Origin of the sequence: Mesorhizobium sp. B2-3-14, assembly GCF_006442175.1 — a bacterium.
Classification (GTDB): Bacteria; Pseudomonadota; Alphaproteobacteria; order Rhizobiales; family Rhizobiaceae; genus Mesorhizobium; species Mesorhizobium australicum.
Genome location: NZ_VFVP01000002.1, coordinates 302,755 through 326,425, shown reverse-complemented (window position 1 = coordinate 326,425; position 23,671 = coordinate 302,755). Strand labels below are relative to the sequence as shown.

General features: G+C 64.0%; 25 protein-coding genes and 1 riboswitch. Of the genes, 11 read left to right on the top strand and 14 right to left on the bottom strand.

Annotated features, from left to right (window positions below):
• Positions 1-67: 67 nt before the first annotated feature.
• Genes FJ950_RS06235 through FJ950_RS06215 form a run of 5 tightly spaced genes read right to left on the bottom strand, consistent with a single transcriptional unit; the run spans position 68 to position 5,451 of the window.
• Positions 68-1,471: an FAD-binding oxidoreductase gene (locus FJ950_RS06235; protein WP_140616492.1), complete on the bottom strand. Its 1,404-nt coding sequence runs from the start codon at positions 1,469-1,471 to the stop codon at positions 68-70.
• Entirely contained in the window at positions 1,471-2,772 is a 1,302-nt protein-coding gene (locus FJ950_RS06230) for a cytosine deaminase (RefSeq protein WP_140615871.1), read from the bottom strand. The genes FJ950_RS06235 and FJ950_RS06230 overlap by 1 nt, the downstream gene beginning before the upstream one ends.
• 3 nt (positions 2,773-2,775) lie before the next feature.
• Positions 2,776-3,624: an ABC transporter permease gene (locus FJ950_RS06225; protein ID WP_140615869.1), complete on the bottom strand. Its 849-nt coding sequence runs from the start codon at positions 3,622-3,624 to the stop codon at positions 2,776-2,778.
• Positions 3,611-4,435, bottom strand: a complete 825-nt coding sequence (locus FJ950_RS06220) for an ABC transporter ATP-binding protein (RefSeq protein ID WP_140615867.1) — start codon at positions 4,433-4,435, stop codon at positions 3,611-3,613. The genes FJ950_RS06225 and FJ950_RS06220 overlap by 14 nt, the downstream gene beginning before the upstream one ends.
• 11 nt (positions 4,436-4,446) lie before the next feature.
• Complete coding sequence (locus FJ950_RS06215; RefSeq protein WP_015317382.1) at positions 4,447-5,451, bottom strand: ABC transporter substrate-binding protein; 1,005 nt, start codon at positions 5,449-5,451, stop codon at positions 4,447-4,449.
• A gap of 267 nt (positions 5,452-5,718) precedes the next feature.
• Here FJ950_RS06215 and FJ950_RS06210 point away from each other — a divergent pair, with 267 nt between their 5' ends.
• Positions 5,719-6,102, top strand: a complete 384-nt coding sequence (locus tag FJ950_RS06210) for a RidA family protein (protein WP_140615865.1) — start codon at positions 5,719-5,721, stop codon at positions 6,100-6,102.
• Positions 6,103-6,158: 56 nt separating this feature from the next.
• Positions 6,159-6,962, top strand: a complete 804-nt coding sequence (locus FJ950_RS06205) for a creatininase family protein (protein WP_140615863.1) — start codon at positions 6,159-6,161, stop codon at positions 6,960-6,962.
• On the opposite strand, the gene FJ950_RS06200 is transcribed toward FJ950_RS06205, so the two are convergent.
• Entirely contained in the window at positions 6,963-7,472 is a 510-nt protein-coding gene (locus FJ950_RS06200; RefSeq protein WP_015317379.1) for a tyrosine phosphatase family protein, read from the bottom strand.
• On the bottom strand, positions 7,469-8,515 hold the full coding sequence (cobD, locus tag FJ950_RS06195; RefSeq protein ID WP_140615860.1) for a threonine-phosphate decarboxylase CobD: 1,047 nt from the start codon (positions 8,513-8,515) through the stop codon (positions 7,469-7,471). The genes FJ950_RS06200 and cobD overlap by 4 nt, the downstream gene beginning before the upstream one ends.
• On the opposite strand from cobD, the gene cbiB reads away from it, so the two are divergent.
• On the top strand, positions 8,514-9,488 hold the full coding sequence (gene cbiB / locus FJ950_RS06190) for an adenosylcobinamide-phosphate synthase CbiB (RefSeq protein WP_140615858.1): 975 nt from the start codon (positions 8,514-8,516) through the stop codon (positions 9,486-9,488). The genes cobD and cbiB overlap by 2 nt on opposite strands.
• Here cbiB and cobO read toward each other — a convergent pair.
• Genes cobO through FJ950_RS06170 form a run of 4 tightly spaced genes read right to left on the bottom strand, consistent with a single transcriptional unit; the run spans position 9,485 to position 11,607 of the window.
• Positions 9,485-10,099: a cob(I)yrinic acid a,c-diamide adenosyltransferase gene (cobO, locus tag FJ950_RS06185; RefSeq protein ID WP_140615856.1), complete on the bottom strand. Its 615-nt coding sequence runs from the start codon at positions 10,097-10,099 to the stop codon at positions 9,485-9,487. The two genes, cbiB and cobO, sit on opposite strands and share 4 nt — an antisense overlap.
• Position 10,100: 1 nt before the next feature.
• Entirely contained in the window at positions 10,101-10,616 is a 516-nt protein-coding gene (gene cobU, locus FJ950_RS06180) for a bifunctional adenosylcobinamide kinase/adenosylcobinamide-phosphate guanylyltransferase (protein ID WP_140615854.1), read from the bottom strand.
• A complete protein-coding gene (locus FJ950_RS06175) occupies positions 10,609-11,412 on the bottom strand; it encodes a CbtA family protein (protein ID WP_140615852.1) in 804 nt (267 codons plus the stop codon). Before FJ950_RS06175 ends, cobU begins: the two co-directional genes overlap by 8 nt.
• Positions 11,413-11,427: 15 nt before the next feature.
• Positions 11,428-11,607 (bottom strand): CbtB domain-containing protein, encoded by a 180-nt coding sequence (locus tag FJ950_RS06170; protein ID WP_015317373.1) that lies wholly within the window; start codon positions 11,605-11,607, stop codon positions 11,428-11,430.
• Positions 11,608-11,642: 35 nt separating this feature from the next.
• Positions 11,643-11,842, bottom strand: a riboswitch (cobalamin riboswitch).
• Positions 11,843-11,985: 143 nt separating this feature from the next.
• Between FJ950_RS06170 and FJ950_RS06165 the strand changes: the two genes are divergently transcribed.
• Positions 11,986-13,161, top strand: coding sequence for an aromatic ring-hydroxylating dioxygenase subunit alpha (locus FJ950_RS06165; protein WP_140615850.1), 1,176 nt, complete (start codon positions 11,986-11,988; stop codon positions 13,159-13,161).
• A gap of 3 nt (positions 13,162-13,164) precedes the next feature.
• On the opposite strand, the gene FJ950_RS06160 is transcribed toward FJ950_RS06165, so the two are convergent.
• Entirely contained in the window at positions 13,165-14,364 is a 1,200-nt protein-coding gene (locus tag FJ950_RS06160) for an MFS transporter (protein WP_015317371.1), read from the bottom strand.
• Positions 14,365-14,600: 236 nt separating this feature from the next.
• On the opposite strand from FJ950_RS06160, the gene FJ950_RS06155 reads away from it, so the two are divergent.
• Positions 14,601-15,599, top strand: a complete 999-nt coding sequence (locus FJ950_RS06155) for a DUF1624 domain-containing protein (RefSeq protein WP_140615848.1) — start codon at positions 14,601-14,603, stop codon at positions 15,597-15,599.
• The gene (locus FJ950_RS06150; RefSeq protein WP_140615846.1) at positions 15,596-16,084 is read left to right on the top strand and encodes an isoprenylcysteine carboxylmethyltransferase family protein; all 489 of its coding nucleotides are present in this window, start codon (positions 15,596-15,598) and stop codon (positions 16,082-16,084) included. The genes FJ950_RS06155 and FJ950_RS06150 overlap by 4 nt, the downstream gene beginning before the upstream one ends.
• Positions 16,085-16,090: 6 nt before the next feature.
• Here the strand turns inward: FJ950_RS06150 and FJ950_RS06145 are convergent, their stop codons facing one another.
• Both FJ950_RS06145 and mgtE read right to left on the bottom strand, forming a co-directional pair.
• Positions 16,091-16,477 carry a MerR family DNA-binding transcriptional regulator gene (locus tag FJ950_RS06145; protein WP_006203215.1) on the bottom strand — a complete coding sequence of 129 codons (387 nt, stop codon included), beginning with the start codon at positions 16,475-16,477 and terminating at the stop codon, positions 16,091-16,093.
• 139 nt (positions 16,478-16,616) lie between these two features.
• On the bottom strand, positions 16,617-18,035 hold the full coding sequence (mgtE, locus tag FJ950_RS06140) for a magnesium transporter (protein ID WP_015317368.1): 1,419 nt from the start codon (positions 18,033-18,035) through the stop codon (positions 16,617-16,619).
• 387 nt (positions 18,036-18,422) lie between these two features.
• Here mgtE and FJ950_RS06135 point away from each other — a divergent pair, with 387 nt between their 5' ends.
• The 5 genes from FJ950_RS06135 (at position 18,423) to sucD (ending at position 23,500) form a co-directional block, all read left to right on the top strand.
• Positions 18,423-19,091: a response regulator transcription factor gene (locus FJ950_RS06135; RefSeq protein WP_140616491.1), complete on the top strand. Its 669-nt coding sequence runs from the start codon at positions 18,423-18,425 to the stop codon at positions 19,089-19,091.
• Between the two features lie 124 nt (positions 19,092-19,215).
• A complete protein-coding gene (locus tag FJ950_RS06130; RefSeq protein ID WP_140615844.1) occupies positions 19,216-20,406 on the top strand; it encodes an aminotransferase class V-fold PLP-dependent enzyme in 1,191 nt (396 codons plus the stop codon).
• A gap of 11 nt (positions 20,407-20,417) precedes the next feature.
• The gene (locus tag FJ950_RS06125; RefSeq protein WP_015317365.1) at positions 20,418-21,380 is read left to right on the top strand and encodes a CoA ester lyase; all 963 of its coding nucleotides are present in this window, start codon (positions 20,418-20,420) and stop codon (positions 21,378-21,380) included.
• A gap of 21 nt (positions 21,381-21,401) precedes the next feature.
• Entirely contained in the window at positions 21,402-22,586 is a 1,185-nt protein-coding gene (locus tag FJ950_RS06120) for a malate--CoA ligase subunit beta (protein ID WP_140615842.1), read from the top strand.
• A gap of 14 nt (positions 22,587-22,600) precedes the next feature.
• Positions 22,601-23,500 carry a succinate--CoA ligase subunit alpha gene (sucD, locus tag FJ950_RS06115; protein ID WP_015317363.1) on the top strand — a complete coding sequence of 300 codons (900 nt, stop codon included), beginning with the start codon at positions 22,601-22,603 and terminating at the stop codon, positions 23,498-23,500.
• The last annotated feature ends 171 nt before the right edge of the window (positions 23,501-23,671 follow it).

Sequence of the window (23,671 nt, the reverse complement as noted above, 5' to 3'; positions counted from 1 at the left end):
CGATCTCCCCCCTTGCGGGGGAGATGGCCGGCAGGCCAGAGGGGGGTGTTCAAGCGCGAACTTCTCCTCATCCCGTCCTCTGCAGCCCCTTGAACAGGAACGTCCGGCCCGAGCGGTAGTCATAGTCCGGGTTTTCCCAGGCGATCATCTTGCCGGGATTGAGCAGGCCTTGCGGGTCGGTCTCGCGCTTGAAGGCGAGTTGCACCGCGTCGGTCTGCTTCATGCCGCCCTCTTCCAGCGTGTAGCGGTGCGGGTTGAAGATCGGGCAGCCATTTTCCTCATGCAGGCGGATGATCTCGTTAAGCCGCGCCTCGGTGGTGAACTTGACCAGCGGCAGGCCGAAGCAGGTGATGTTGCCATCCAGCCGCACGAATTCGAGATGCGAGAACACTTCGCCGGGAAACATCGCATCCATTTTCTCTACCAGCGCCAGCTGGTTGGGAAAGGGATAGAGCGACTGCAGGTAGGTGACGGCGGGGTCGACGCGCAGCGCCCGGAGCGTCGTGTGGTTCCAGGCCAGCTCATAGGCCGGCGGCAGGCCCTTTTTCTCCTCCGGCGTCGCCGTGGTGGCGTTGTAGATCACCTCACCCCCGGCGCGGCGCGTAAAGGCCAGAAAAGCATCCAGCCCATGTTGCGCCACCATGACGACGCAGATGCTTTGACCTTCCCTGAAGAATTTCTGGTGCCGCTTGAAATAAAGCTGCGGCACGGGTGCCGCGATCGGCGTGATCAGCTTGGTCAGGATGCCGTCCTGGCAGGCCAGCGCATTGCCATAGCGCGCCGCATCCATGAATTGGTCGAAGCCGACGATGACGTCGATCCAGTCATAGGCCGCCGTCAGCGGCATCTCGACTTCCGAGATGATGCCATTGGTGCCATAGGCGTGGGTCACCTTGTGCAGGTCTTCGCCGGTGAGTTCGAGCACCCTCGGCTCAGCCTCCATCGTCACCACGCGCAGGCGCAGCACATTGCCGACATCACGCAATCCGCCGAAATTGATCGAGCCGACACCACCGGAGCCGCCGGCGATGAAACCGCCGATCGAGGCGGTGTTGTAGGTGGAGGGCGACAGTCGCAGCTCCTGCCCGGAATGCGCGCGCGTCGCCTTGTCGATGTCGGCCAGGACCGCGCCCGGCCCGGTCACCACGCGCCCCGGCGCGATCGACTTGATCTCGTTCATCTCGGCGAGATTGAGCACCACGCCGCCCGAAAGCGGCATTGCCTGGCCATAATTGCCGGTGCCGCTGCCGCGCGGCGTCACCGCCACGCCATGGCGATGACAGGCGGCAAGCACGCGGATCAGTTCGGCCTCGTTCCTGGGCGTCACGATGAGGTCGCCGGTGACATGGTCGAGCTGTTGTTTCAGGACCGGACTGTACCAGTAGAAGTCGCGGCTCTTCTGCTGGACGATGGCCGGATTGTCGTCGAGCTTTATCCCATCGAGATCGCGTTTGAGCGCCGAAACATCCATCATTCCACCATCAGTCCGTCGAGTTCGGCATAGTCGGGCAACTGCCGGTCTATCGCTCGCCCCGCACGCACGACGATGCGATCCGATTCGGGGCGCGACAGCAATTCCGTCCAGCTTCGACCTTTGAACAGCACGAAGTCGGCATCGCCTCCGGCGGCGAGCGTGCCGAAGCCATCGAGCCGCATCACATGGGCCGGCGTCGCGGTGACCGCCTGCGGCCAGTCGCCGACCGGGTGATCGAAATGCAGGATGCGCGTCGCCATGCGGTAGACCTCCAGCATGTCGAGATCGCCATAGGCATGGAAGGGATCGCGCGTGTTGTCCGAAGCGACGGCCACCGCAATGCCCCTCGCCTTCATCTCGTGCAGCAGCGTCACGCCACGCCAGCGCGGTGTGGTCTGGTCAGTGCGACGGTCCTGCAAATAGAGATTGCACATCGGCAGCGACACGATTGCCAGCCCGGCCTTCGCCACCTTGTCCAGCGTGTCCAGCACCTCGAGATCGGGCTGGCGCGCCAGCGAGCAGCAATGGCCGACGAGGATGTTGCCCTCGAAGCCGTTCCACAGCGCCGCCTCGGCGATCTTCTTCAGTGAGATCGCGGCGATGTCGTCGGTCTCGTCGGCATGGAAATCAAGGTCGAGCCCGTGCTTGATTGCCTGCGCGAAAACGTGGTCGAGCAGCTCTTCCAGGTCCGGCACCATATAGGTGACGACGCCCAGCACGCCCTTGGCGGCGGCCACGCGTTTGGCCAGCCTGTCGAACCATTTCTTGTCGCGCACGCCCTCGATGCCGAGCAGGCAGGCACCTTGCAATTCGATGCGGCCACGCCATGCCTCGCGCATCGTCTCGAACACGGGCCAGGAGATTTCCTCCTGCGGCGCGACGCTGTCGATATGAGTTCTGAGCGCCCCGGTGCCATGCGCGTAGGCCGAGCGCAGCGAGAAATCCATGCGGCGCGCCACATCCTCGGCGGTCCAGCGCGCCACACGGTCGGCGCCCGTGGCGTTCAGAGCGCCCATGAAGCTGCCGTCTGGATTGGGCTTTCGTGGCCAGATATGGCCCTTGTCGATATGCGTGTGGCAGTCGACGAAACACGGCAGCACGATACGGCCGGCAAGGTCGATGACGCCCGCCGGTACCTTCGATGCTGCCTGCACGGCGATGCTGGAAATCTTGCCGTCCGCGACGGTAATGTCGGCAAGGGCGAAACCGTCGCTGTCGAAGGTCGCAGCCAGACCAAGCGTGACAGATTGATGAACACGCGCGTTGGCAAGGCGGTAGGAGCCAGAGGCTGGTATCAAGGTCTACCGCTCCTGCTTCAGCGCGCTTTCGTGCCAGCGCCGCAAAATGAGATGCGAAATCAGCGACAGCACGAGAAAGATCAGGATGCCTGTCAGCGATATCAGGAACAGCGCCGCGAACAGCCTTGGCGCGTTGAGCCGGTAACCCGCTTCGATGATGCGCGAGGCAAGTCCGGACGACTGGCCGGTGGCGCCGGCGACGAACTCGGCCACCACGGCGCCGATCAGCGACAGGCCGCCGGCGATCTTCAGCCCGCCAAGGAAATACGGCATGGCCGCCGGCAGCCTGAGATAGCGCAGTTGCTGCCAGCGCGTCGCGCCGTTGAGCTTGAACAGGTCGCGCAGGTTGCGGTCGACCGAGTTGAGGCCGAGCGTGGTGTTCGACAGGATCGGGAAGAAGGCGACGATCCAGGCGCAGAGCAGGAGCTTGGTCGTCTGATTGTCGACATAGATGTTGATCAGCGGAAAGATCGCCACGATCGGTGTCACCTGCAGCACGATGGCGAAGGGGAAGAACGACATCTCCACCCATTTCGACTGCGCGAACAAGACCGCCAGGCCGACGCCACCGACAACCGCCAGCAGCAGGCTGAGGAAGGTGATGCGCAAGGTGACTAGCAGTGCGGAAAACAGCAGGCCGGCATCGTTGTAGAGCGTTGTCAGCACGACGCCGGGGCGCGGCAGGATGTATTGCGGGATCTCGTTCCACACGCAGATTCGGTCCCACAGCCAGATCGCCAGGATCATGAACGCCAGCGGCAGAACCCAGCGGCCGATCCGCTCAAACCGCTCCTGGCGCACGCGGCGCGCTTCCTCGGGGTCGAGTTTCAACGTACCGTCAATGGCCGTCATGATGCGAGCCCGCTGTTGAATTGATGGCATTGACCAGCACATCCGAGGCTTGCCGGCAAAGGGCCGCATAGTCAGGCGAAGTGCGAAACGCCTCATCGCGCGGATAGGAGGCCTCGATCGCGAGTTCGTCGAACACCCGCCCCGGCCGAGCCGCCATGACGACGACGCGGTTGGAGAGAAACACGCTTTCGAACACACTGTGGGTGACGAAGACGACGGTGAAGCGCTCGTCTTGCCACAGTTCCAGCAGGTCGTTGTTGAGCTTGAAGCGGGTGATCTCGTCGAGTGCCGCGAACGGCTCGTCCATCAACAGCACGCGTGGCTTGGTCACCATGGCGCGCGCGATCGAGACGCGCATCTTCATGCCGCCGGAGAGTTCGCGCGGCACGGCGTCCTCGAAGCCGGTGAGGTGTACCCGCGCCAGCATCTCCGTTATCGCCGGGGCGGCCTTGGCGCGGGAAATGCCTTTCAGCCTGAGCGGCAGCCAGACATTGTCGAAGACGCTGGCCCAGGGCAGCAGCGTCGGCTCCTGGAAGACGAAGCCAATATTGGCGCGGTCGAGCGAGCCGCCGCCGCGCCAGTCGAGCACGCCGGATGTCGGCGTGGACAGGCCGGCAATCAGCCGCAGCGCCGTCGACTTGCCGCAGCCCGACGGTCCGAGCAGGCTGAGGAAATCGCCTTCCCGGATCGTCAGGTCGACATCGCTGAGCGCCGTCACGCCGTTGGAAAAGACCTTGCCGACGCCCCGCAGCGCCAGCAAGGTCGGAGCCATGTCCGAGGCGGGCGTTTGCGCCACCTGTTCCCGCATCATGCCGGGCCGGCCTATTTCTTCAGCTCGAGCCCGACCCCCTTGTTGATGAAGGCCAGCGTGTAGGCTTTCGTGATGTCGATGCCTTCAGGCGTGACCTTGGCCTTGACCATCTTGTCGTAGAAGCTCTTGATCCGTTCTTCCTTCATGGCGCCGATGCCGAGCTTCTCGGTGTCGCCGGAATCGGCCAGGCCGAACTTCTTCATCTGCTCGATCGAGAAAGCGATCTGCTCGTCGCTCATGTCAGGATTGTCTTTCTTGATCATGTCGTTGGCGGCCTTGTTGTCGCCGTAGAGGTACTTGTACCATCCCTTGGCCGAGCCATCGACGAAGCACTGGACAACCTCAGGTTTCTTGTCGATCGTCTCCTGCATCACCTCGATCGTGGTCGAATAGGTGTCCCAGCCGTAGTCGGCGAGCAGGAACTGGTTCGGCACGAAGCCGCCTTCCTTCTTGACCGCGAACGGCTCCGAGGTGACGTAGCCCTGCTGGATAGACTTCTTGTTGGCGAGGAAAGGGGCGGTGTTGTAGGTGTAGGGGACGCGCTTTGAAGCGTCGAAACCGAGCTCGATGACCATCCACTGGAAGAAGGTCTGCACGCCTTCGTCACCCAGAATGTACTGCTCGGCGTTCTTCAGGTCTTCCCATTTGTCGAGCCCCTCGCCGGGGTGGGACATGATGACCTGCGGGTCCTTCTGGAAGTCGGCTGCCACCACACGCATCGGAATGCCTTGCTGGACGGCGTCGAAGGCCGACAGCAGATTGCCGCCCATGTAGAAATCGATCTTGCCGGCGAGCAACATCGGCCGGCCGCTGACCTGCGGGCCGCCCTGCATGATGGTGACGTCGAGACCGCAGGCGGCATAGGTGCCATCGGCCACGGCCTGGTAGTAGCCGCCATGTTCCGGCTCGGCGAGCCAGTTGGTGCCGAAAGTGACTTTTTCATTCGCCGCCGCGCCCAGCGTGCTGGCCGCAAGCAGGGCCACCACCGCGGCCGAAATCTTCTGTTTCACGTACATTGACACCGCCCTTTATTTGCACCGGCGCGTTGCGCGCCGTGCTTGACACCAAAGATTCAAGAAGCAAGACACATGCCACCGGCGTCGCGCGCCGGGACCCGCCCGCCTGCACCACAGCCATCTGCGAAAGCCGGAAAGGTCGTGCTGCACCGAAGGGCATCGTGCCTATTTTTTGAACGCCTGTCCACAATCGCACCGGCGACATGCACCACCATCTTGATGGTGCAATGCGTCCGGCCTTAGGCTGGCGATATCCAGGAGATTGCCATGTTCAAATTCCTTACCCCTAAGTCGATCAAGCCACCCTTTGCCCGCTACAGCCACGGCGTCGAGGTGCCGGCCGGCAAGCGTCTGGTGCTGTGCTCGGGTCAGGTCGCCATCACGGCGGACGACCAGATACCGGAAGATGCCGGCGCGCAGGCCGAACTCTGCTTCAGGAACATCGCGGCGGTTCTGGGCGAAGCCGGGCTGGGACTTGGCGACATCGTTCGCATCAACGCCTATGTCACCGACCGCGCGCATCTGCGGCCCTATATGGAGGTTCGCGACCGGCTGTTTTCGAGCCCGGCGCCAGCCTCGACGCTGATGATCGTTTCCGGCTTTGCCCGGCCCGAATTCAAGGTCGAGGTCGAGGCCATCGCGGCCGGGTGATCGACAGGCCGGCCGCACCGCGCTAGGTCTGACCTGATCATTTGAAGAGGCGTGACATGACTGCTGGCAAGAAACGCGTATGGTGGGGCGACTACCGGACCACCGAATACGCCTCGATCGATCCCGAGGCGACAATCGCGGTGCTGCCGCTGGCGGCTATCGAGCAGCATGGACCGCATCTGCCTGTGTCGACCGACACTTCGATCATGAACGGCATGCTCGACACGGTGATTTCACGCTTGCCCGACGATCTCGACATCCGCATCCTGCCGGTCCAGGCGGTGGGCAAGTCGAACGAGCATCTGCACGCGCCGGGCACTCTCACCTTGCCGGCAACGACGCTGGTCGACGCCTGGACCGAGCTCGGCCTGTCGATCGCGCGCGCCGGCGTGCGCAAGCTCATCGTCGTCAATTCGCATGGCGGCAATGAGGAGATCATGGGCATCGTCACGCGGGAATTGCGCGTGCGCGAAAAGATGCTGGCGGTGAAGACCAGTTGGCAGCGCTTTGGCCGCCCGGCCGGCATGTACACCGAACTCGAGGATCGTCACGGCATTCATGGCGGCGATGTCGAGACGTCACTGATGCTGCATTTCCGGCCCGATCTCGTCGACATGGGCAAGGCCGACAATTTCGTTTCCAACGTCGCCAAGGCCGAGCAGGAATTCTCGCTGCTGCGCCACACAGGCACCCACGCCTTCGCCTGGATCGCCGGGGATCTCAACCCGAACGGCGTGGTCGGCGACGCCAGCATCGCGACAGCCGAGAAAGGCCGGCTGACGGCGGAATATCAGGCTGACGGGTTCATCAACCTGGTGCGAGACGTGCGAAAGGCCAAGCTCGCGGAGTGGCTGAAATAGCTAACCGTCGATCTTGAGGGCGAACGGCGTGCCTTCAAAGGCGTCGGCGCCGCGCCCGATCGACTCGATCGCCTCGATCATGCGGCCGTTGCGCTGAAGCAGCGCGTCGGCCACCGCGATCAGCCGCGGATTGGGCGTCGCCGAAGGCGATAGCGCTCGCAGCGTCCGCGCCAGTTCCACCTCGTTGCGTTTCGGCGCCAAAGCCGCGGCGATGATATAGGCCGAGGCGGTCGAACGGCTGATGCCGGCATAGCAGTGCACCAGCATTGGTTTCGCCCGGTCCCAGCGGCGTGCGAAATCGAGCAGGTTACGGACATGCTCCTCGCCCGGCATGGTCATGCCGTCCTGCGCCACGGCGATGTCGTGCATGACCAGGTGCAGATGGTTTTTCCTTGGGATCGAGGCCGGTCGGACTACGTCCGTTCCGGCGGCGAGCAGCGACAGCATGCGGTCGGCGCCGGTCCTGGCCACCACTTCCTCGATTTTCGCCAATGAGCAGACATGGATCATTGTTTGAAACCTTTCGAACGATCCTCGCGCCGCGACGCCCAATCGGCAAGAGCGGATTCGAGCCTGCGCCACTCCTCCTCGCTCCCCGGCAGGCCGGCGCGCAAGGCATGCGGCCGTTCGGAGAAATGCCGCAGCAGGATGCCGCCCTGGCCAAGCCCGGAAAACAGGCCGCCGGCATCGGGCAGGCTGAGATAGCGGAACAGCGTGGTGCCCCCCGCGACGGGAACGCCGAAACGGCTAAACAGCGCATCGAGCCGCACCGTCGCTTCCGCCAGCGAGGCCCGCATCGCATCCTGCCAATCGAGATCGGCGAGCGCGCGGATGCCATATTCCAGGGCCGGTCCTGCGACAGCCCACGGCCCGAACTGCATGTCCAGCCGTTCAGCCGTCGGCGCGTCGGCAAGCGCGAACCCGAGCCGCAGGCCGGCCAAACCAAAGAACTTCCCGAAGGAACGCAGCACGACGATGCCGCCCTGGCCGACATCGCCGGCGAGGCTGTGCTCGCGTGGACCGACATCCATGAACGCCTCGTCGACGACCAGCAGCCCGCCCTTGGCGCGAAGTCCGGCGGCCAGCACCAGCAACCGGTCGCGCTCGACGACGCGCCCATCGGGATTGTTCGGATTGACTATGATGGCGAGGTCGGCTTCCGCCAGCGCCGCGAAATCGCTGAGCTCGACCACCTCGTGCCCGGCAATCGCCGCCGCCCGGGCGTGTTCGGCATAGGTCGGCCCCAGCACCATTGCCTTGCCGGGCCTCACCAGCGAGGCGACGCGCGGCAACAGGATCTGTGTGCCAGGGGCTGCCACCACGGTTGCTGGGGAAGGCGCCCCATAGGTGTTGGCCGCAATCTCTACCAGTTCGCGCCCACGCGCGGCCTCTGGCAATCGCCACAGCGAGGTGGCGGGCAGGTCGAAAAGCGGGTAGGAGTGCGGATTGATACCGGTCGAGAGGTCGACGAAAGGCAGCACGGCATTGGGGAAAAGCGCCCTTGCCCGGCCAAGACTTCCACCATGGTCCACCGCTCCTTCAAGAAGCTTCATGTCAGTCCTGATCGCTTTCCTGTCATTAATTGTCGAATTCGCCCTTAGTTATCCCGACTGGCTGTTTCGCGCCATCGGCCATCCGGTGACATGGTTCGGCAGGCTAATATCCTTTCTCGACTTGCGGCTCAACCGCGCCACTGATCCCGACGCGTTGCGTCGCCAACGTGGTGTCCAGGCGCTTCTGGTCATCGTGCTGGTGCCGGCGATAGCAGGCCTTTGCGTGCAGCTTGTTCTGCTCTGGTTCGTCCCCCTGGGGTGGATCGTTGCCGTCTTTCTGGCGACATCGCTTCTGTCACAGAAAAGCCTTTACGAACATGTCGAAGCCGTCGCCGACGCGCTCGACAGCGGAGGCCTCGACATGGGCCGAGCCGCCGTTTCGCGGATCGTCGGCCGTGATCCCGAGACACTCGACCGCGCCGGCGTCTGCCGCGCGGCAATCGAGAGCCTGGCGGAAAATTTTTCCGACGGCATCGTCGCCCCCGCCTTCTGGACCGGGGTCGGAGGGCTCGCCGGCGGCGCGGCCTACAAGGCGGCCAACACTGCCGATTCGATGGTCGGCCACCGGACTCCGCGCCATGAGGCCTTCGGCTGGGCGGCGGCGCGCTTCGACGACTGGATCAACCTGCCTGCATCGCGGCTGACGGCGCTGCTGATCGTGCTCGCTTCCCTCCTGGTCGAGGGCGCCGACCCCCGCGACGCCTGGAAGGCGGTACGGCGCGACGCGAAAAAACACCGCTCGCCCAATGCCGGCTGGCCGGAAGCGGCCATGGCCGGCGCGCTCGGGCTGGCGCTCGCCGGACCACGCAGCTATGGCGGTGTCATGGTCGACGACATCTTCATGGGCGAAGGCGGCCGCCGCGATGTCGACAGCGGCGATATCAGGCGGGCGCTCAAGCTTTACCGGGTCGCGGACTACCTGCTGATCGGCTTGTTCGGCCTTGTCGCGCTGATCGCCGTTCTGGTTTTCTAGAACTCGATGCCTTGCTGCGCTTTCACGCCAGCCGAGAAATGGTGCTTTGTCACCCCCATCTCGGTGACCAGGTCCGCCGCCTCGACCAGTGCCGGCTTGGCGTTGCGGCCGGTGACGACGACATGCAGGCCTTCGCGGCGAGCCTTGAGCGCCGCAACCACCTTGTCGAGAGCGAGATAGTCGTAGCGCAAGGCAATGTTGAGCTCGTCGAGCACGACAAGGCTGATCGAGGGGTCGGCGATCAATTCCAGAGCCTTGGCCCAGGCGGCCTCGGCGGCAGCGATATCGCGCTTCAGGTCCTGCGTCTCCCAGGTGAAACCCTCGCCCATTGCGTGCCAGACGACACGGTCGCCAAAGACGGCAAAGGCCTCCTTCTCGCCGGTGTGCCACTTGCCCTTGATGAACTGGACGACGCCGACGCGCTTGCCGTAGCCGAGCATGCGCAGCGCGAGACCGAAGGCGGCCGTGGTCTTGCCCTTGCCGGGACCGGTGTTGACGATCAGCAACCCCTTCTCGATCGTCTTGCCCGCAACCTCGGCGTCCTGCACCGCCTTGCGCTTGGCCATCTTGGCGCGATGGCGTTCTTCATCCTTGTCGTCGATATCGGTCATTTCACTTCACCTTGAGCGGTAGCCCCGCCACCATGAGCAGCACCGTGTCGGCAATCGCGGCGACCCGCTGGTTGAGCCGGCCGGCATCGTCACGAAACCGACGCGCCAGTGCGTTGTCGGGCACGATGCCTTGCCCGACCTCGTTCGTTACCACGAACCACGGTCCGCGCGGCCGCGACAGCACGTCCGCCAGCCGCCGGCACGCGGCCTCGACGTCGTGATCGGCCAGCATGTGATTGGTCAGCCACAGCGTCAGGCAGTCGACAAGCACCGGCTGCCCGTCTGGCAACGCCTCCAGCGCTTCTGCGAGGTCGAGTGGCGCATCGATGGTCAACCAGCCCTCACCGCGCCGCGAGCGGTGCAGCGCGATGCGCTCGCGCATCTCGTCGTCATAGGCTTGCGCCGTGGCGATATAGGCCCAGGGCGAGGGCAATGCCGTCACCAGGGTTTCGGCGTGCGCGCTCTTGCCGGAGCGCGCACCGCCGATGATGAAGGTCAGCCTGCCGCGATCAGGCAAAGCTGTCGCGCAGGCTGGTCGCCGTGCCGGTGAAGCGCCTGCGCACCACGCCCACGATCGCGCCAAGCACCAGCCAGAACACCAGATTGGTCACCGTCACCGCCACCACGAACTGATGGTGCAGGCCTTCCGGGATCGGTGTCTCGAAACTGTCGGGCTGCGGCGCGCCGACGACATGCGGCGCGACGATCAGCAAGACGGCGAGGATGGTCAATGGCAACGATCTGCGAAACACGATCAGGCCCAGGCCGGTCGCGGTCGCGGCCGCCGTCGCCGTCCACCAGATCTGGCGCGGCAGAAGATCGGCCGCCGGCATTGCCGGCAGTTCCGGCTGCAGTCCGAGGCCCGGTGCCAGTGTGAACACGGCAAAGCCGGCCAAACCCCAGAACACACCCTGGCGCCAGTTGCCGACGCCGCCGAAGAACTCGGAAACCGCGACCAGGACCAGTGCGAAGCCGATGCCGGTGACGATATTGGCAACCACGCTAAAGGCGAAACGCTCGAAACCGTCGGCCGGCGCCCAGCCTTCGTCTTCCTCCGCCGGTGCCATGGCATCGGTGCCCGCGGGCGCGGCAGAGCTCATGGCATTCCCAGCGGAGGCCACCGTGCTCATGGCATCATTGGTCGCCGCTGGTGCGGTCGCGTGATCATGGTGGTGGCCGCCGTCGGCCTTTTCGTAGACTTCCGCCTTGAGGATCAGCGGCACGGTGGCATAGGCCTGCATGCAGGCGAGGACGACACCGGCCACGAGCCCCGCGATCGCCGCGACGAACACGACGTTGCGAAACAGATTCATGATGTCGGATCCTCGTTAGTGGCAGGGAAACGCCATCGAGTGGCGATAGTCGTGGGCAGCATTGTGGACCGCATCGATATGCGAGAAGCCGACAAAGCCGACGACGAAGATGCCGAGCAGCGCCGCGAGCGCGAGCTGCATGAAGCGCGACTGCGAGGAGACGGAGGCGCCGAGGGAGACGGAAGCGGTAGTCATGTCTTGTCCTTTCGCCCTCCACCCGAGGGCATCGAAGTCAGTTTCCTGTCGCCGGCAGGTCTCCTGGCTCGCGGATAAGCGCCCTTCCCCACCTTCCCGAAGAAAAATCTTCAGTGGCATATGGAGAGGACTACCGCACACAGTTGCGGGGGCAGCCACGGCATTGGGCAGGAATTCCTGCCCGCACCGCATTCCCTCTTGGCTCCAAAAAGGAACCGACGACATCGGTGACTATAGGGAAATTCGCCGCGCCCGGCAAACCAAATTCCGACAGCCGCCAGAGCAGGAGCGCCGTATCGGCGAAGCTGCCCTCCTCCCGTCCCGATTGACAAACTTCATGGCCGGGTGTCGGCTGGCACCCCTCACGGGAAGCCAGCCATGCAGCCCAATGCCAGCGAGCGCGAGCCCTATAACGGCCTGACTCGAACGGAGCCGACGCTGCCCTCGTCGGCCTATTGGGACCAGGACAACTATCAGCGCGATCTCGACGCCATCTGGTACAGGAACTGGCTGCTCGTCTGCCGCGAGGCCGACCTTGCCCAGCCTTTGGCGTTCCGCACCTTCCGCGTCGGTACGCAGGAAATCCTCCTGCTGCGCGACGACACCGGCGAGTTGCATGCCTTCCACAACACCTGCCGGCATCGCGGCTCGCAGCTTTGCCAGGAAAGCCAGGGCCGGCTGAAGGCGCGGCTGATCACCTGCCCGTATCATGCCTGGTCCTATTCGCTGCGTGGCGATCTGGTGCGCGTGCCGTCGAAATCGCTGCCTGACGGCTTCGACAAGGCCGATCACCCGCTTTATCGCGTCGCGCTCTCGGTGTGGCGGGGCTTCGTCTTCGTCAATCTTGCGGAAGATGCCGCCAGCTCGGCGCAATCTTCCTTCGATCCGGCCTCCGGCGATCTCGGCAATTGGCCGCTGGAAACGTTGGTATCAGGCCACGTGCTGCGCAAGGTGATGAACTGCAACTGGAAGATTTTTTGGGAAAACTTCAACGAGTGTCTGCACTGCCCGGGCGTCCACAAGGATCTGTCGCGGCTGGTGCCGATCTATGGCCGCGGCCTGATGAGCCGGCATGACGATCCCGAATGGCTCCGCCACGCCGACAATGACGCGCCGGAATTTTCCGGCGGCCTGCGCGCCGGGGCTGAGACATGGTCGCGTGATGGGCAGACGCACGGGCCGATCTTCCCGAGCTTGACGCCGGCGGAACGCAGCACCGGTCAGACCTATGCCACCAGCCTGCCGTCGATGTTCATCGTCGGCCATGTCGACTATGTCAGGACCGTGCGGCTTACGCCGCTCGGTCCCGAACAGACCGAATTGACCGCGGAATGGCTGTTCGCGCCCGAGGCGCTCGCCGAGACCGACATCGACAACATCGTTGCCTTCGGCACACAGGTGCTGGAGGAGGACGCGGCAATCTGCGAGGTCAACCAGAAGGGCCTGCGCTCGATGCGTCATACAGCTGGCGTGCTGATGCCCGAGGAGTACGACCTGCACCGCTTCCACGATTGGGTGCGCGAACGGCACGCTGCGCGCTCACCCGAGGCCTGAAGATCACAGCGACTTCGGCAGATATCGCCAGGTCATGAAGCCGCAAAAGGCTGCCAGTAGCCCGAGCGTGACGAACACCGAGCCCAGACCGAAGAAGGCCAGCACCACCGAATAGACCAGCGGCGGCGTCAGTTCCGAAAAATCGAGATAGGTGCGGTAGACCGCCGCCATCTGCGCGCGCTCATAGGAGCGCACCGAGCGCATGAAGGCGGTCGAACCCAGCGCGTCGAGCGCGATGGTGAAGAAGGCGCCGCACAGCAGGAAGGCACCGGTGAGCAACGGCACGGTTTCGCCCACGGCACCGGCCGCCAGCAGCGTCGCCGACATGGCGAAATAGGCAAATGTCATGGTCCTGCGGCCGCCGAAGCGTTTCCCCGCCTTGCCCCAGAAGATCGCCATGAACAGCAGCGCGTTGCCGGCCGAGACCAGCAGGCCGCCGGCCAATTCGCCCTCGCCGGTGATGACCATGAACAGCGGTCCATAGACGAAGAAGGTCGTCCAGAAGCAGGAACGGCCGAAGGCTATCAGCCAGGCCAATCTCAGCCTCGGCTGGGCGACGAAGCGGCCGATGTTGGCGAGCGGATTGGCCGGTCGTGTCTTGCCCGGGCGGATCGACTGGTTGTCGCTCAGCCGATAGGTCCAGAACAGCGCCAGCAAAGCCATGGCGAACACCGCCACCGCGCCATGCGCGGCATAAATGCCGAAGCGCGTATAGAGAAAAATGCCGAGCGTCGGCCCGCAGGTCCAGGCAACCATCGACCACGCCATCCGCAGCGATTCGGCCTGCATGAAATCGGTCTTGCGGATGTGATCCATGATGTAGAGGTTGAGCGTGATCGACAGCGCGCTGGCGCCCATCACCCGGCACAGCATCCCGGCCAGTTGCCCGGCGAGCGTATGGGTGACGAAGAACAGCGAGCCGATAGCGAGCAGGCAGGCGCCCGCCGTGTAGACCCAGCGCCGCGCGAAGCGCCGGATCAGCATCGGCATGAACAAGGTCACCGACAGGCCGAGCAGGGACACGGCGGTGTAAAGTATGGAGACGATCTGCTCGTTGTGGAGAATCTCGTAGGCCTGGATCGGTATGACGCTCGACACCATGGCGCGGGCGAAGGATTCGACCGCGTAAAGCGAGGCGAAGGTGCGCGCATCCGCGGCCTTGAGGGCCGGAAGCCAGATCGGATGGCGAACATGGGTGGACATTGCTTCCCCAAAGCAGAATCGCGGCGTCGAATCTGCCGTGGACATTTCAGGCGCATTAAGAGGAAACCGACGCACATCCGGCAAAAAGCGAAGCCGGTCAAAGGCTTTTCCGCGCTGGCCCAACCCGGCGGCTGGCGCGGACCCCGCCGCGCGGTCCAGGCCAAGGCGCCCGGTCTTCTTCTATCCGGTGCAACCGTGATAGTCGTCGTGGAGGGGCTGAATCAGATCGCGAGACCATGAGCATCCACACGCCGACCGTACCCGTCCCGCAGCCATCGAAGCGCATCGTCGCCATCGATATCTTGCGTGGCATCGCGCTGATCGCGATGGCGAGCTACCACTTCACCTGGGACCTGGAATTCTTCGGTTACACCGATCCCGGCCTCACCGCCTTCGGCTGGTGGAAGTTCTACGCCCGCTGCATTGCATCGACCTTCCTGTTCCTGGTTGGCGTCAGCCTCTATCTCGCCCATGGCCGGCAGATCCGCTGGAACGGCTTCTGGAGACGGTTCGCCATGGTCGCCGGCGCGGCGGTCGCCATTTCGGTCGTCACCCGCGTCGCCACGCCCGACGGGTTCATCTTCTTCGGCATCCTGCACGAGATCGCGCTCGCCAGCCTGCTCGGCCTCGCCTTCCTGCGCTTGCCGGCGTTGCTGACGCTTGCCGTCGCCGCGCTCGTCATCGCGGCACCAGTCTACCTGCGCTTCGAGGCTCTCGATCATCCCTGGCTCTGGTGGATCGGCCTGTCGGCGATCAATCCGCGCTCCAACGACTACGTTCCGCTATTCCCTTGGTTCGGCGCCGTGCTTACGGGCATTGCGGTGGCGAAATTCGCCTCCACCTCCGGCATAAGGGCACGCCTGGCGAACCTGGCGCCCGGACGCTGGTCCAACCCGCTGGTCTTCATCGGCCGCCACAGCCTGGCTTTCTACCTGATCCACCAGCCGCTGCTGATCGGCTGCGTCTGGCTGTTCTCGCAAGTGATGCCGGCGCAGGTCGAAACCCCGCAGGTCAATTTCCTGAAAACCTGCCAGCGATCGTGCGAGCAGATGCGCAACGCAACCTTCTGTTCGAGCTATTGCGGCTGCATGCTCGAAACGCTCGAAGGTGAAGCCTCTCTTGATCGGCTCTTCAACAACGACCAGACTGCGGACTTCAGGGCGCATCTGTCCGATCTTGCCGCAACGTGCACCGCCAAGACCGACGACAAGATGACGGAGGGAGGGACACAATGATCGGGCCAAAACCTGGGATCGAACCGAAGCCTGGGCTGGTACCGTGGCCGCCGGTGATCTACGCCGCCGCCATCCTCATCAGTGTCGTGCTCGGCCTCTACATCCCGCTGCCCTGGATCGGCGATCTCCTTGGCGACATCCTGTTCGCCGCCGGCTGGGTGGCGTTGTTCGCCGTGGCCGTACTCTGGTTCACAGCGATCCGCACCATGATACGGGCCAGGACCACGCTCAATCCCAACGCCGTGCCCGATCATCTCGTCACGACCGGCCCCTTCGGCGTCAGCCGCAATCCGATGTACCTGGCCAACACGCTGCTGTTGATCGGCGTCGCCTTCGTCTCGGGCATCGCCTGGTTCTTCCTGCTTGCCTTCGTCGCCGCCTTCGTCACCCAGAAGGTCGCGATCGAGGGCGAGGAAAAGATATTGGCGGCGAAATTCGGCAAGAAATACCGCGACTATGCAAAAAGAGTCCGGCGCTGGATTTGAGCAGGGCTACGTGTTGACGCCGAGCTCGACCAGCCGCTCGACGCAAGACTCCTCGGCCTGGTCGAGTTCGGCCAGCGTCTCCTCGAGGTCGCGACGTTTCTGCCTGAGGTCTTCGCGCTTTTCCTCGATGCGCTTGATCATCAGCTTGAGCTGCCCGACCTCGCCCGGCGGCTCCTTGTACATCTGGATGATCTCGCGGATCTCGTTGATCGAGAAGCCGAGGCGTTTTCCGCGCATGATCTGCCGGATGAGATGGCGGTCGGAAGGGCGAAACAGCCGGGTGCGGCCGCGCCGCACCGGCTGCACCAATCCCTCGTCTTCATAGAAACGCAGCGTCCGCGTCGACACGTCGAATTCGCGGGTCAGTTCGGTGATCGAATAATATTCCCGCATTGTCACTCCCTGCCGGAATTCCAGGCGATCGCCATGCGGCGTCGCCCTTCTGTCCCGAACCAAACCCTTGCCCGCCGGAATCGACGCGGCACCCCTTACAAGCCTCGCACGGCATTTACGTAAAAGTCAATTGACACCCTTACCGGACGCCGAACCACCAGCTCGCGAGGCCGAGGAAGGCAAAGAATCCAACGACATCGGTGACCGTGGTGACGAAAACCGCCGAAGCGACCGCGGGATCCACCTTGAACCTGTCGAGCAGCAGCGGGATCAGGATGCCGGCAAGGGCCGCCACGAACATGTTGATGATCATAGCCGCCGCGATGATGCCGCCGAGATTAGGGTCGTGGAACCAACTTGCGGCGACGATGCCGATCAGCACGGCGAAGACGATGCCGTTGATGAAGCCGACGCCCATCTCGCGGCGGATGATGCGGCCGGCGTTGTAGATGTCGAGATCCCTGGTCGCCAGCGCCCGCACGGTGACGGTCATGGTCTGCGAACCGGCATTGCCGCCCATGCCGGCCACGATCGGCATCAGCACGGCGAGTGCCACGATTCGCTCGATCGTGTGGTCGAACAGGCCGATCACCGATGCCGCCAGGAATGCCGTCAGCAGATTGACGAGCAGCCACGGAACGCGCGAGCGCGAGGTCGCCAGAATGCTGTCGGAGAGCTCTTCGTCACCGACGCCGCCCATGCGCAGCAGGTCTTCCTCCGCCTCCTGCTGGATGACGTCGACGACGTCGTCGATGGTCAGCACGCCGACCAGCCGCTCGTTCTCGTCGACGACCGCGGCCGACAGAAGGTCGTATTGTTCGAATTCCCGCGCCGCCTCTTCCTGGTCCATGGTGGCGGGAATGGCGTGCCGCGTCTCATGCATGACCTCCCCCACCTTGACCGCGCGCTTGGCGCGCAGGATCTGGTCGAGATCGATGGCCCCCAACAACTTGAAGGTCGGATCGATGACGAAGATCTGGCTGAAGCGGTCCGGAAGGTTCTTGTCCTCGCGCATGTAGTCGATGGTCTGGCCGATGGTCCAGAAAGGCGGCACCGCGACGAACTCGGTCTGCATGCGCCGCCCGGCGGTCTCTTCCGGGTAGTCGAGCGAGCGCCGCAGCCTGATCCGCTCGGTGAACGGCAGCTGCGACAGGATCTCGTCCTGGTCTTCCGGCTCGAGGTCTTCGAGAATGTAGACCGCGTCGTCGGAATCGAGTGCCTGCACGGCCTGCGCGATCTGCGCATTGGGCAGATTGTCGACGATATCCATGCGGATCGCCTCGTCGACTTCGGTCAGCGCGGAAAAATCGAAGTCGGCGCCCAGCAGTTCGACCAACGCGCGCCGCTGCTCGGGATGCAGCGCCTCGATGAGGTCGCCAAGTTCCGACTGATGCAGGTCGTCGACTTCGCGCTTGAGGGTCAGCGTATCGCGGTCGGCGATCGCCGCACCGATCTGGGCAAGGAAGGACGAAAGAACCGCGCCGTCCTCGCCATAGATGTCGGCGTGGGCGTCGTCAGCCGCCTTGGCGGAGGTCGTCTGCTTGTCCTGGCCTTCCACCAGCGTCTCCAGCCATCAGAATCCCGGAAAGGTTGCCAATCAGGTCTAGACCATGATTCCGAAAAGTGGAAATCGGTTTTGGGTCCGACCACAAACAAGAAATTTGGAGCGGCGGCATGATTCGATTTCGCAGCCCGTCGCTCCAACGCACGGGAATTCCAGCCGAAAAATCCCGCTTGCGCAAAGGCGTCGTTTTCCACCGACGCGACATTGTCCGGCGTGCGCAACCTGGTCGATTCCGTCAAAGCGGGTGTGCTTGTGGCCCGGCCACGCGACAGCGCATGTCGCTGGGGAAAGAGCACCCGTGCGCGATTGGGGCAGAATTGTCATGATGCAGGTCCAGGCATCGGCTGGACCTCCAAGCCGCAACAAAAAAGCCGGAAGCCCTTGAAGATCAGGTCGCGGACAGAAAACAAGGCAATCGACGAGCGGCGCGTTCGCGTGGTCGTGGCCGAACGCAATCCGCTCGTCATATCGGCTCTGCGCGAAATGCTGGCCTGCGACGGGCGCTTCGAGCTTTTGGCTTCCGTACAAAGCGGCAGGCATTTCCTGGAGCTGGCAGCGGTCCAGGAGTTCGATGTCGCCGTGATCGGCTGGAAGCTCTCCGACATGGATGGCGCTGATGTCCTGGCCGAGGTCCAGACCCGCAAGCTCGACGTTCGCATCGCGGTCTTTTCAAACGACCATGACATCGGCATCCTGAAACAGTGCGTGCGCCTGGGGGCCCAGGGCTACTGCTTCCAGTTCGACGATCCCGCCATCATCTTCGACACGATCCTGGCTGTCGCGCACGGCCGCATCTGCATCCCCTATATCGACATCAACAAGGTCAACGATACGCCTCTATCCCGGCTTACCGTGCGCGAGCGTGAACTGCTGGCGGTATTGTCCGACGGCTGGACCAATTTGCAGATCGCCACCCGGACCGGCATCTCCGAAAATACCGTGAAGTACCATCTCAAGAATCTGTACGACAAGCTGGACGTCCGCAACCGCGCCATGGCGGTCGCGCTCTATTCACGAGAGAGGCGTAGCCAAAGGCAGCCTTTCGGGTAGGGCGACCGGGTAGGCCATACCCACCCGCATGCGGTGAGATCTTACCCGCCAAGGTGTTGTTGGCATCGGCCGTCGAAACGAAACTCCCCACCACCGCTTTGCTGGATCAGGAGGAGTTCGCATCATGGCCGGTTTCACCCATCTTTTCATTCCCGGGCCGACCAACATCCCCGAGCAGGTACGCCAAGCGATGAACCTGCCGATGGAGGACATGCGCGCGGCCACCTTCCCCGACCTCACCCTGCCGCTGTTCGAGGACATCAAACGGATCTTCAAGAACGAGACCGGCCGCGTCTTCATCTACCCGTCCTCGGGCACCGGAGCCTGGGAAGCGGCGATGACCAATGTGCTCAGCCCAGGCGACCGCGTTTTGATGTCGCGTTTCGGCCAGTTCTCGCATCTGTGGGTCGACATGGCCGAACGGCTCGGTTTCGAGGTCGACGTCATCGACTGCGAATGGGGAACCGGCGTTCCGCTGGAACTCTATGCGGAGCGGCTGAAGGCGGACAAGACGCACTGCATCAAGGCGATTTTCTGCACACAGAACGAGACGGCGACAGGCGTCACCAGCGACGTCGCCGGCTGCCGCGCCGCGCTCGACGATGCGAACCACCCTGCCCTTCTTTTCGTCGACGGCGTCTCGTCGATCGGCTCGATCGACTTTCGCCAGGAAGAATGGGGCGTCGACTGCGCCGTCAGCGGCTCGCAGAAAGGCTTCATGCTGCCGGCCGGCCTCGGCTTCCTGTCGGTGAGCAGGAAGGCGCTCGTCGCTTCGAGAACCGCCACCCACCGGCGCTGTTTCTTCTCCTTCGAGGACATGATCCGCGCCAACGATGCCGGCTATTTCCCTTACACGCCGGCGACACAATTGCTGCGCGGCCTGCGCGCCTCGCTCGACCTGATCGCCGAGGAAGGGCTGGAGACCATCTTCTCCCGGCACCATCGCCTTGCCGAAGGCGTGCGCAAGGCGGTCGACGCCTGGGGCCTGAAGCTCTGCGCCAAGGCGCCGAAATGGCATTCGGACACGGTCAGCGCCATTCTCGTGCCGGATGGCATCGACAGCGGCGACGTCGTCAAGCGCGCCTACCAGGCCTACCAGACGTCGCTGGGCGGCGGCCTCAACAAGGTGTTCGGCAAGGTTTTCCGCATTGGCCATCTCGGCTGGCTGAACGAGGTGATGGTTCTGGCCTCGCTTTCGGCGGCGGAAATGGCGCTGCTCGATTGTGGCGTCCGGCTGGCGCCGGGCTCCGGCGTCGGCGCCGCCATCCAGCATTTCCGCGCCTCGGCCGCGCTGCCGGTCGCCGAAGCCGCCTGAGGGAGTCGACGATGAGCCACACCATTAACCACCTCAAGAAACTCAGGCTGCAGCGCAGCGAACTGGCGGTTCCAGGCTCCAGCCCGGAGATGATCGACAAGGCGGCCAACAGCGCCGCCGACTTCGTCTTCCTCGACATTGAGGACGCCGTCGCGCCGCCCGACAAGGAACGCGCACGCAAGAACATCATCCAGGCGCTGAACGACATCGACTGGCGCGCCAAGGGCAAGACCGTCTCGGTGCGCATCAACGGGCTGGACACGCACTACATGTACCGCGACGTTGTCGACGTCATGGAGCAGGCCGGCGACCGGCTGGACACCATACTGGTGCCGAAGGTCGGCGTTCCGGCCGACCTCTACATGGTCGAGGCCATGGTCAACCAGATCGAGATGGCCAAGGGCTTCAAGACCCGTGTCGGCCTGGAAGCCCTGATCGAGACCGCGCTCGGCATGGCCAATGTCGAGGCTATCGCCGCCACCCCTGGACGGCTGGAAGCCATGCATTTCGGCGTTGCCGACTATGCGGCAAGCTGCAAGGCGCGGACCGTCAATATTGGCGGCCTCAATCCCGACTATCCCGGCGACCAGTGGCATTTCGCCCTGTCGCGGATGACCGTCGCCTGCCGCGCCTACGGCCTGCGCGCCATCGACGGACCGTTCGGCGATTTCTCAGATCCTGAAGGCTACAAGGCGGCCGCCAGACGCGCCGCCGCGCTCGGCATCGAAGGCAAATGGGCGATCCATCCCTCGCAGATTGCCTTGGCCAACGACGTCTTCTCGCCGCCGGAGAAGGAAGTCACGCGCGCCCGCCGCATCCTCGAAGTGCTGAAAGAGGCGGAGGCGCAGGGCAAGGGTGCCGCCGCACTCGACGGCAAGATGATCGACGCCGCGTCGGAACGCATGGCGCGCAACGTTCTGGTGGTCAACGACGCCATCGAACGCGCCGGCCAGCAGCACGTCGCGGCACTTTGACGATTTGGGGAGGAGAAAAGAATGGACATCCACGAATACCAAGCCAAGGAACTGCTCGCCCGGCATGGGATCCATGTGCCGCGTGGCGGCCTGGCCTACAGCCCCGAACAGGCGACCTACCGGGCGCGCGAGATCGGCGGCGGCAAATGGGTGCTGAAGGCGCAGGTTCATTCCGGCGCGCGCGGCAAGGCCGGCGGCATCAAGCTCTGCGCCAATGATGAGGAAATTTCCAGCGCCGCCGAAGCCATGCTCGGACGCAAGCTGGTGACCCACCAGACCGGCCCGCGCGGCAAGCTGATCTCGCGCCTCTATCTGGAGGAAGCCGTCGACATCGCGCAGGAGCTCTATCTCGGCTTCGTGCTCGACCGCAAGGAAGAGCGCGTCATGATCGTGGCCTCGGCCGCCGGCGGCATGGAAATCGAGGAGATCGCCGAGAAGGCACCCGATTCGATCATCCGCGCCACCGTCGATCCCGGTGTCGGCATGCAGCGCTTCCAGGCGCGCGAGATCGCCTTCGGGCTCGGGCTGGAGGACAGCCTGATCGGCAAGGCGACCGAGACCATCTTCAGCTGTTACCAGGTGTTCCGCGACTACGACGCCTCGATGCTGGAGATCAATCCGCTGGTGGTGACCCGCGACGGCAGCCTGGTCGCGCTCGACGCCAAGATGTCGTTCGACGAGAACGCGCTGTTCCGGCGGCCCGAAATTTCCGAATTGCGCGACAAGAGCCAGGAAGATCCGCGCGAGACCTTCGCCAGCGACCGCGGTCTCTCCTATGTCGGCCTCGACGGCAATATCGGCTGCATCATCAATGGCGCCGGGCTCGCCATGGCGACGATGGACATGATCAAGATCGCCGGCGGCGAGCCGGCGAACTTCCTCGATATCGGCGGCGGCGCTTCGCCCGAGCGGGTGGCGAAATCGTTCCGCGCCGTGCTTGGCGACAAGAACGTCGAGACAATCCTGGTCAACATCTTCGCCGGCATCAACCGTTGCGACTGGGTCGCCGAGGGCGTCATCAAGGCCATCCGCGAGGTCGGCGTCAACGTGCCGCTGGTGGTGCGGCTGTCCGGCACCAGGGCCGAGGAAGGGCGCAAGATCCTGGCCGATTCCGGCGAGGCGGTGATCGTCGCCGACACGCTCGCCGAGGCCGCCGAAAAAGCCGTCGCCGCCTGGCGCGTGGCCGCCAACAAAAAAGCAGCCTGAGGGAGGACGGAAAAATGGCAATCCTGCTCAACCGCAGCACACGCGTCATCGTGCAAGGTTTCACCGGCAAGATCGGCAGCTTCCATGCCGAGGACATGAAGCGCTACGGCACCAAGCTCGTCGGTGGCGTCACGCCCGGCAAGGGCGGCCAGACGCATCTCGGCCTGCCCGTCTTCAACACGGTCAAGGGCGCTGTGCGCGAGACCCGTGCCGAAGCCAGCATCGTCTTCGTGCCGCCGCCCTTTGCAGCCGATTCGATCATGGAAGCGGCGGATGCGGGGATAAAGCTCTGCGTCTGCATCACCGACGGCATCCCCTCGCAGGACATGATGCAGGTCAAGCGCTACATGCGCCGCTACCGCTTCGAGGACCGCATGCGGCTGGTCGGGCCGAATTGCGCCGGCATCATCACGCCGGGACAGGCGCTGATGGGCATCATGCCCGGCTCGATCTACCTGCCCGGCCGCATCGGCATCGTCGGCCGCTCGGGAACGCTGGGCTATGAAGCCGCCTCGCAGATGAAGGCGCTCGGCATCGGCGTGTCGACCAGCGTCGGCATTGGCGGCGATCCGATCAACGGCTCCTCCTTCAAGGACGTTCTGAAGCTGTTCGAGCAGGACGACGAGACCGACGCCGTGGTCATGATCGGCGAGATCGGCGGACCGCAGGAAGCCGAAGCCGCGATCTGGGCGCGCGACAATATGAGGAAGCCGCTGATCGCCTACATCGCCGGCCTGTCCGCCCCCAAAGGCCGCCGCATGGGTCATGCCGGCGCCATCATCTCGGCCTTCGGCGAGTCCGCGCAGGAAAAGGTCGAGATCCTGAAAGAGGCCGGCGTCATCATCGTGCCGACGCCGTCATCGTTTGGCGAGGTTGTGGCAGATACGCTGGCGCGGAGGAAGCAGGCGGCGTAGCCGCAGGTTCGGGCGAAAGACGGACGCGGCGACGCAGTCTCCAAGACGCGCCGCCGCCTTCGTTTCCGGGCGCGCAAAGCGATTGATCCGTTATAGCCATTCCCAGCGATTAAATACTCGTGGCGCACTTGTTTCGCTGGAAACGATTTGCTACACGCCGCGAGCCGGTCG

Bases quoted from the DNA above. Each gene is read 5' to 3' on its own strand.
- FJ950_RS06235 (WP_140616492.1), bottom strand. From the start codon at position 1,471: ATGGATGTTTCGGCGCTCAAACGCGATCTCGATGGGATAAAGCTCGAC.
- FJ950_RS06225 (WP_140615869.1), bottom strand. From the start codon at position 3,624: ATGACGGCCATTGACGGTACGTTGAAACTCGACCCCGAGGAAGCGCGC.
- FJ950_RS06220 (WP_140615867.1), bottom strand. From the start codon at position 4,435: ATGATGCGGGAACAGGTGGCGCAAACGCCCGCCTCGGACATGGCTCCG.
- FJ950_RS06215 (WP_015317382.1), bottom strand. From the start codon at position 5,451: ATGTACGTGAAACAGAAGATTTCGGCCGCGGTGGTGGCCCTGCTTGCG.
- FJ950_RS06210 (WP_140615865.1), top strand. From the start codon at position 5,719: ATGTTCAAATTCCTTACCCCTAAGTCGATCAAGCCACCCTTTGCCCGC.
- FJ950_RS06205 (WP_140615863.1), top strand. From the start codon at position 6,159: ATGACTGCTGGCAAGAAACGCGTATGGTGGGGCGACTACCGGACCACC.
- FJ950_RS06200 (WP_015317379.1), bottom strand. From the start codon at position 7,472: ATGATCCATGTCTGCTCATTGGCGAAAATCGAGGAAGTGGTGGCCAGG.
- cbiB (WP_140615858.1), top strand. From the start codon at position 8,514: ATGTCAGTCCTGATCGCTTTCCTGTCATTAATTGTCGAATTCGCCCTT.
- cobD (WP_140615860.1), bottom strand. From the start codon at position 8,515: ATGAAGCTTCTTGAAGGAGCGGTGGACCATGGTGGAAGTCTTGGCCGG.
- cobO (WP_140615856.1), bottom strand. From the start codon at position 10,099: ATGACCGATATCGACGACAAGGATGAAGAACGCCATCGCGCCAAGATG.
- FJ950_RS06175 (WP_140615852.1), bottom strand. From the start codon at position 11,412: ATGAATCTGTTTCGCAACGTCGTGTTCGTCGCGGCGATCGCGGGGCTC.
- FJ950_RS06170 (WP_015317373.1), bottom strand. From the start codon at position 11,607: ATGACTACCGCTTCCGTCTCCCTCGGCGCCTCCGTCTCCTCGCAGTCG.
- FJ950_RS06165 (WP_140615850.1), top strand. From the start codon at position 11,986: ATGCAGCCCAATGCCAGCGAGCGCGAGCCCTATAACGGCCTGACTCGA.
- FJ950_RS06160 (WP_015317371.1), bottom strand. From the start codon at position 14,364: ATGTCCACCCATGTTCGCCATCCGATCTGGCTTCCGGCCCTCAAGGCC.
- FJ950_RS06155 (WP_140615848.1), top strand. From the start codon at position 14,601: ATGAGCATCCACACGCCGACCGTACCCGTCCCGCAGCCATCGAAGCGC.
- FJ950_RS06150 (WP_140615846.1), top strand. From the start codon at position 15,596: ATGATCGGGCCAAAACCTGGGATCGAACCGAAGCCTGGGCTGGTACCG.
- FJ950_RS06145 (WP_006203215.1), bottom strand. From the start codon at position 16,477: ATGCGGGAATATTATTCGATCACCGAACTGACCCGCGAATTCGACGTG.
- FJ950_RS06130 (WP_140615844.1), top strand. From the start codon at position 19,216: ATGGCCGGTTTCACCCATCTTTTCATTCCCGGGCCGACCAACATCCCC.
- FJ950_RS06125 (WP_015317365.1), top strand. From the start codon at position 20,418: ATGAGCCACACCATTAACCACCTCAAGAAACTCAGGCTGCAGCGCAGC.
- FJ950_RS06120 (WP_140615842.1), top strand. From the start codon at position 21,402: ATGGACATCCACGAATACCAAGCCAAGGAACTGCTCGCCCGGCATGGG.
- sucD (WP_015317363.1), top strand. From the start codon at position 22,601: ATGGCAATCCTGCTCAACCGCAGCACACGCGTCATCGTGCAAGGTTTC.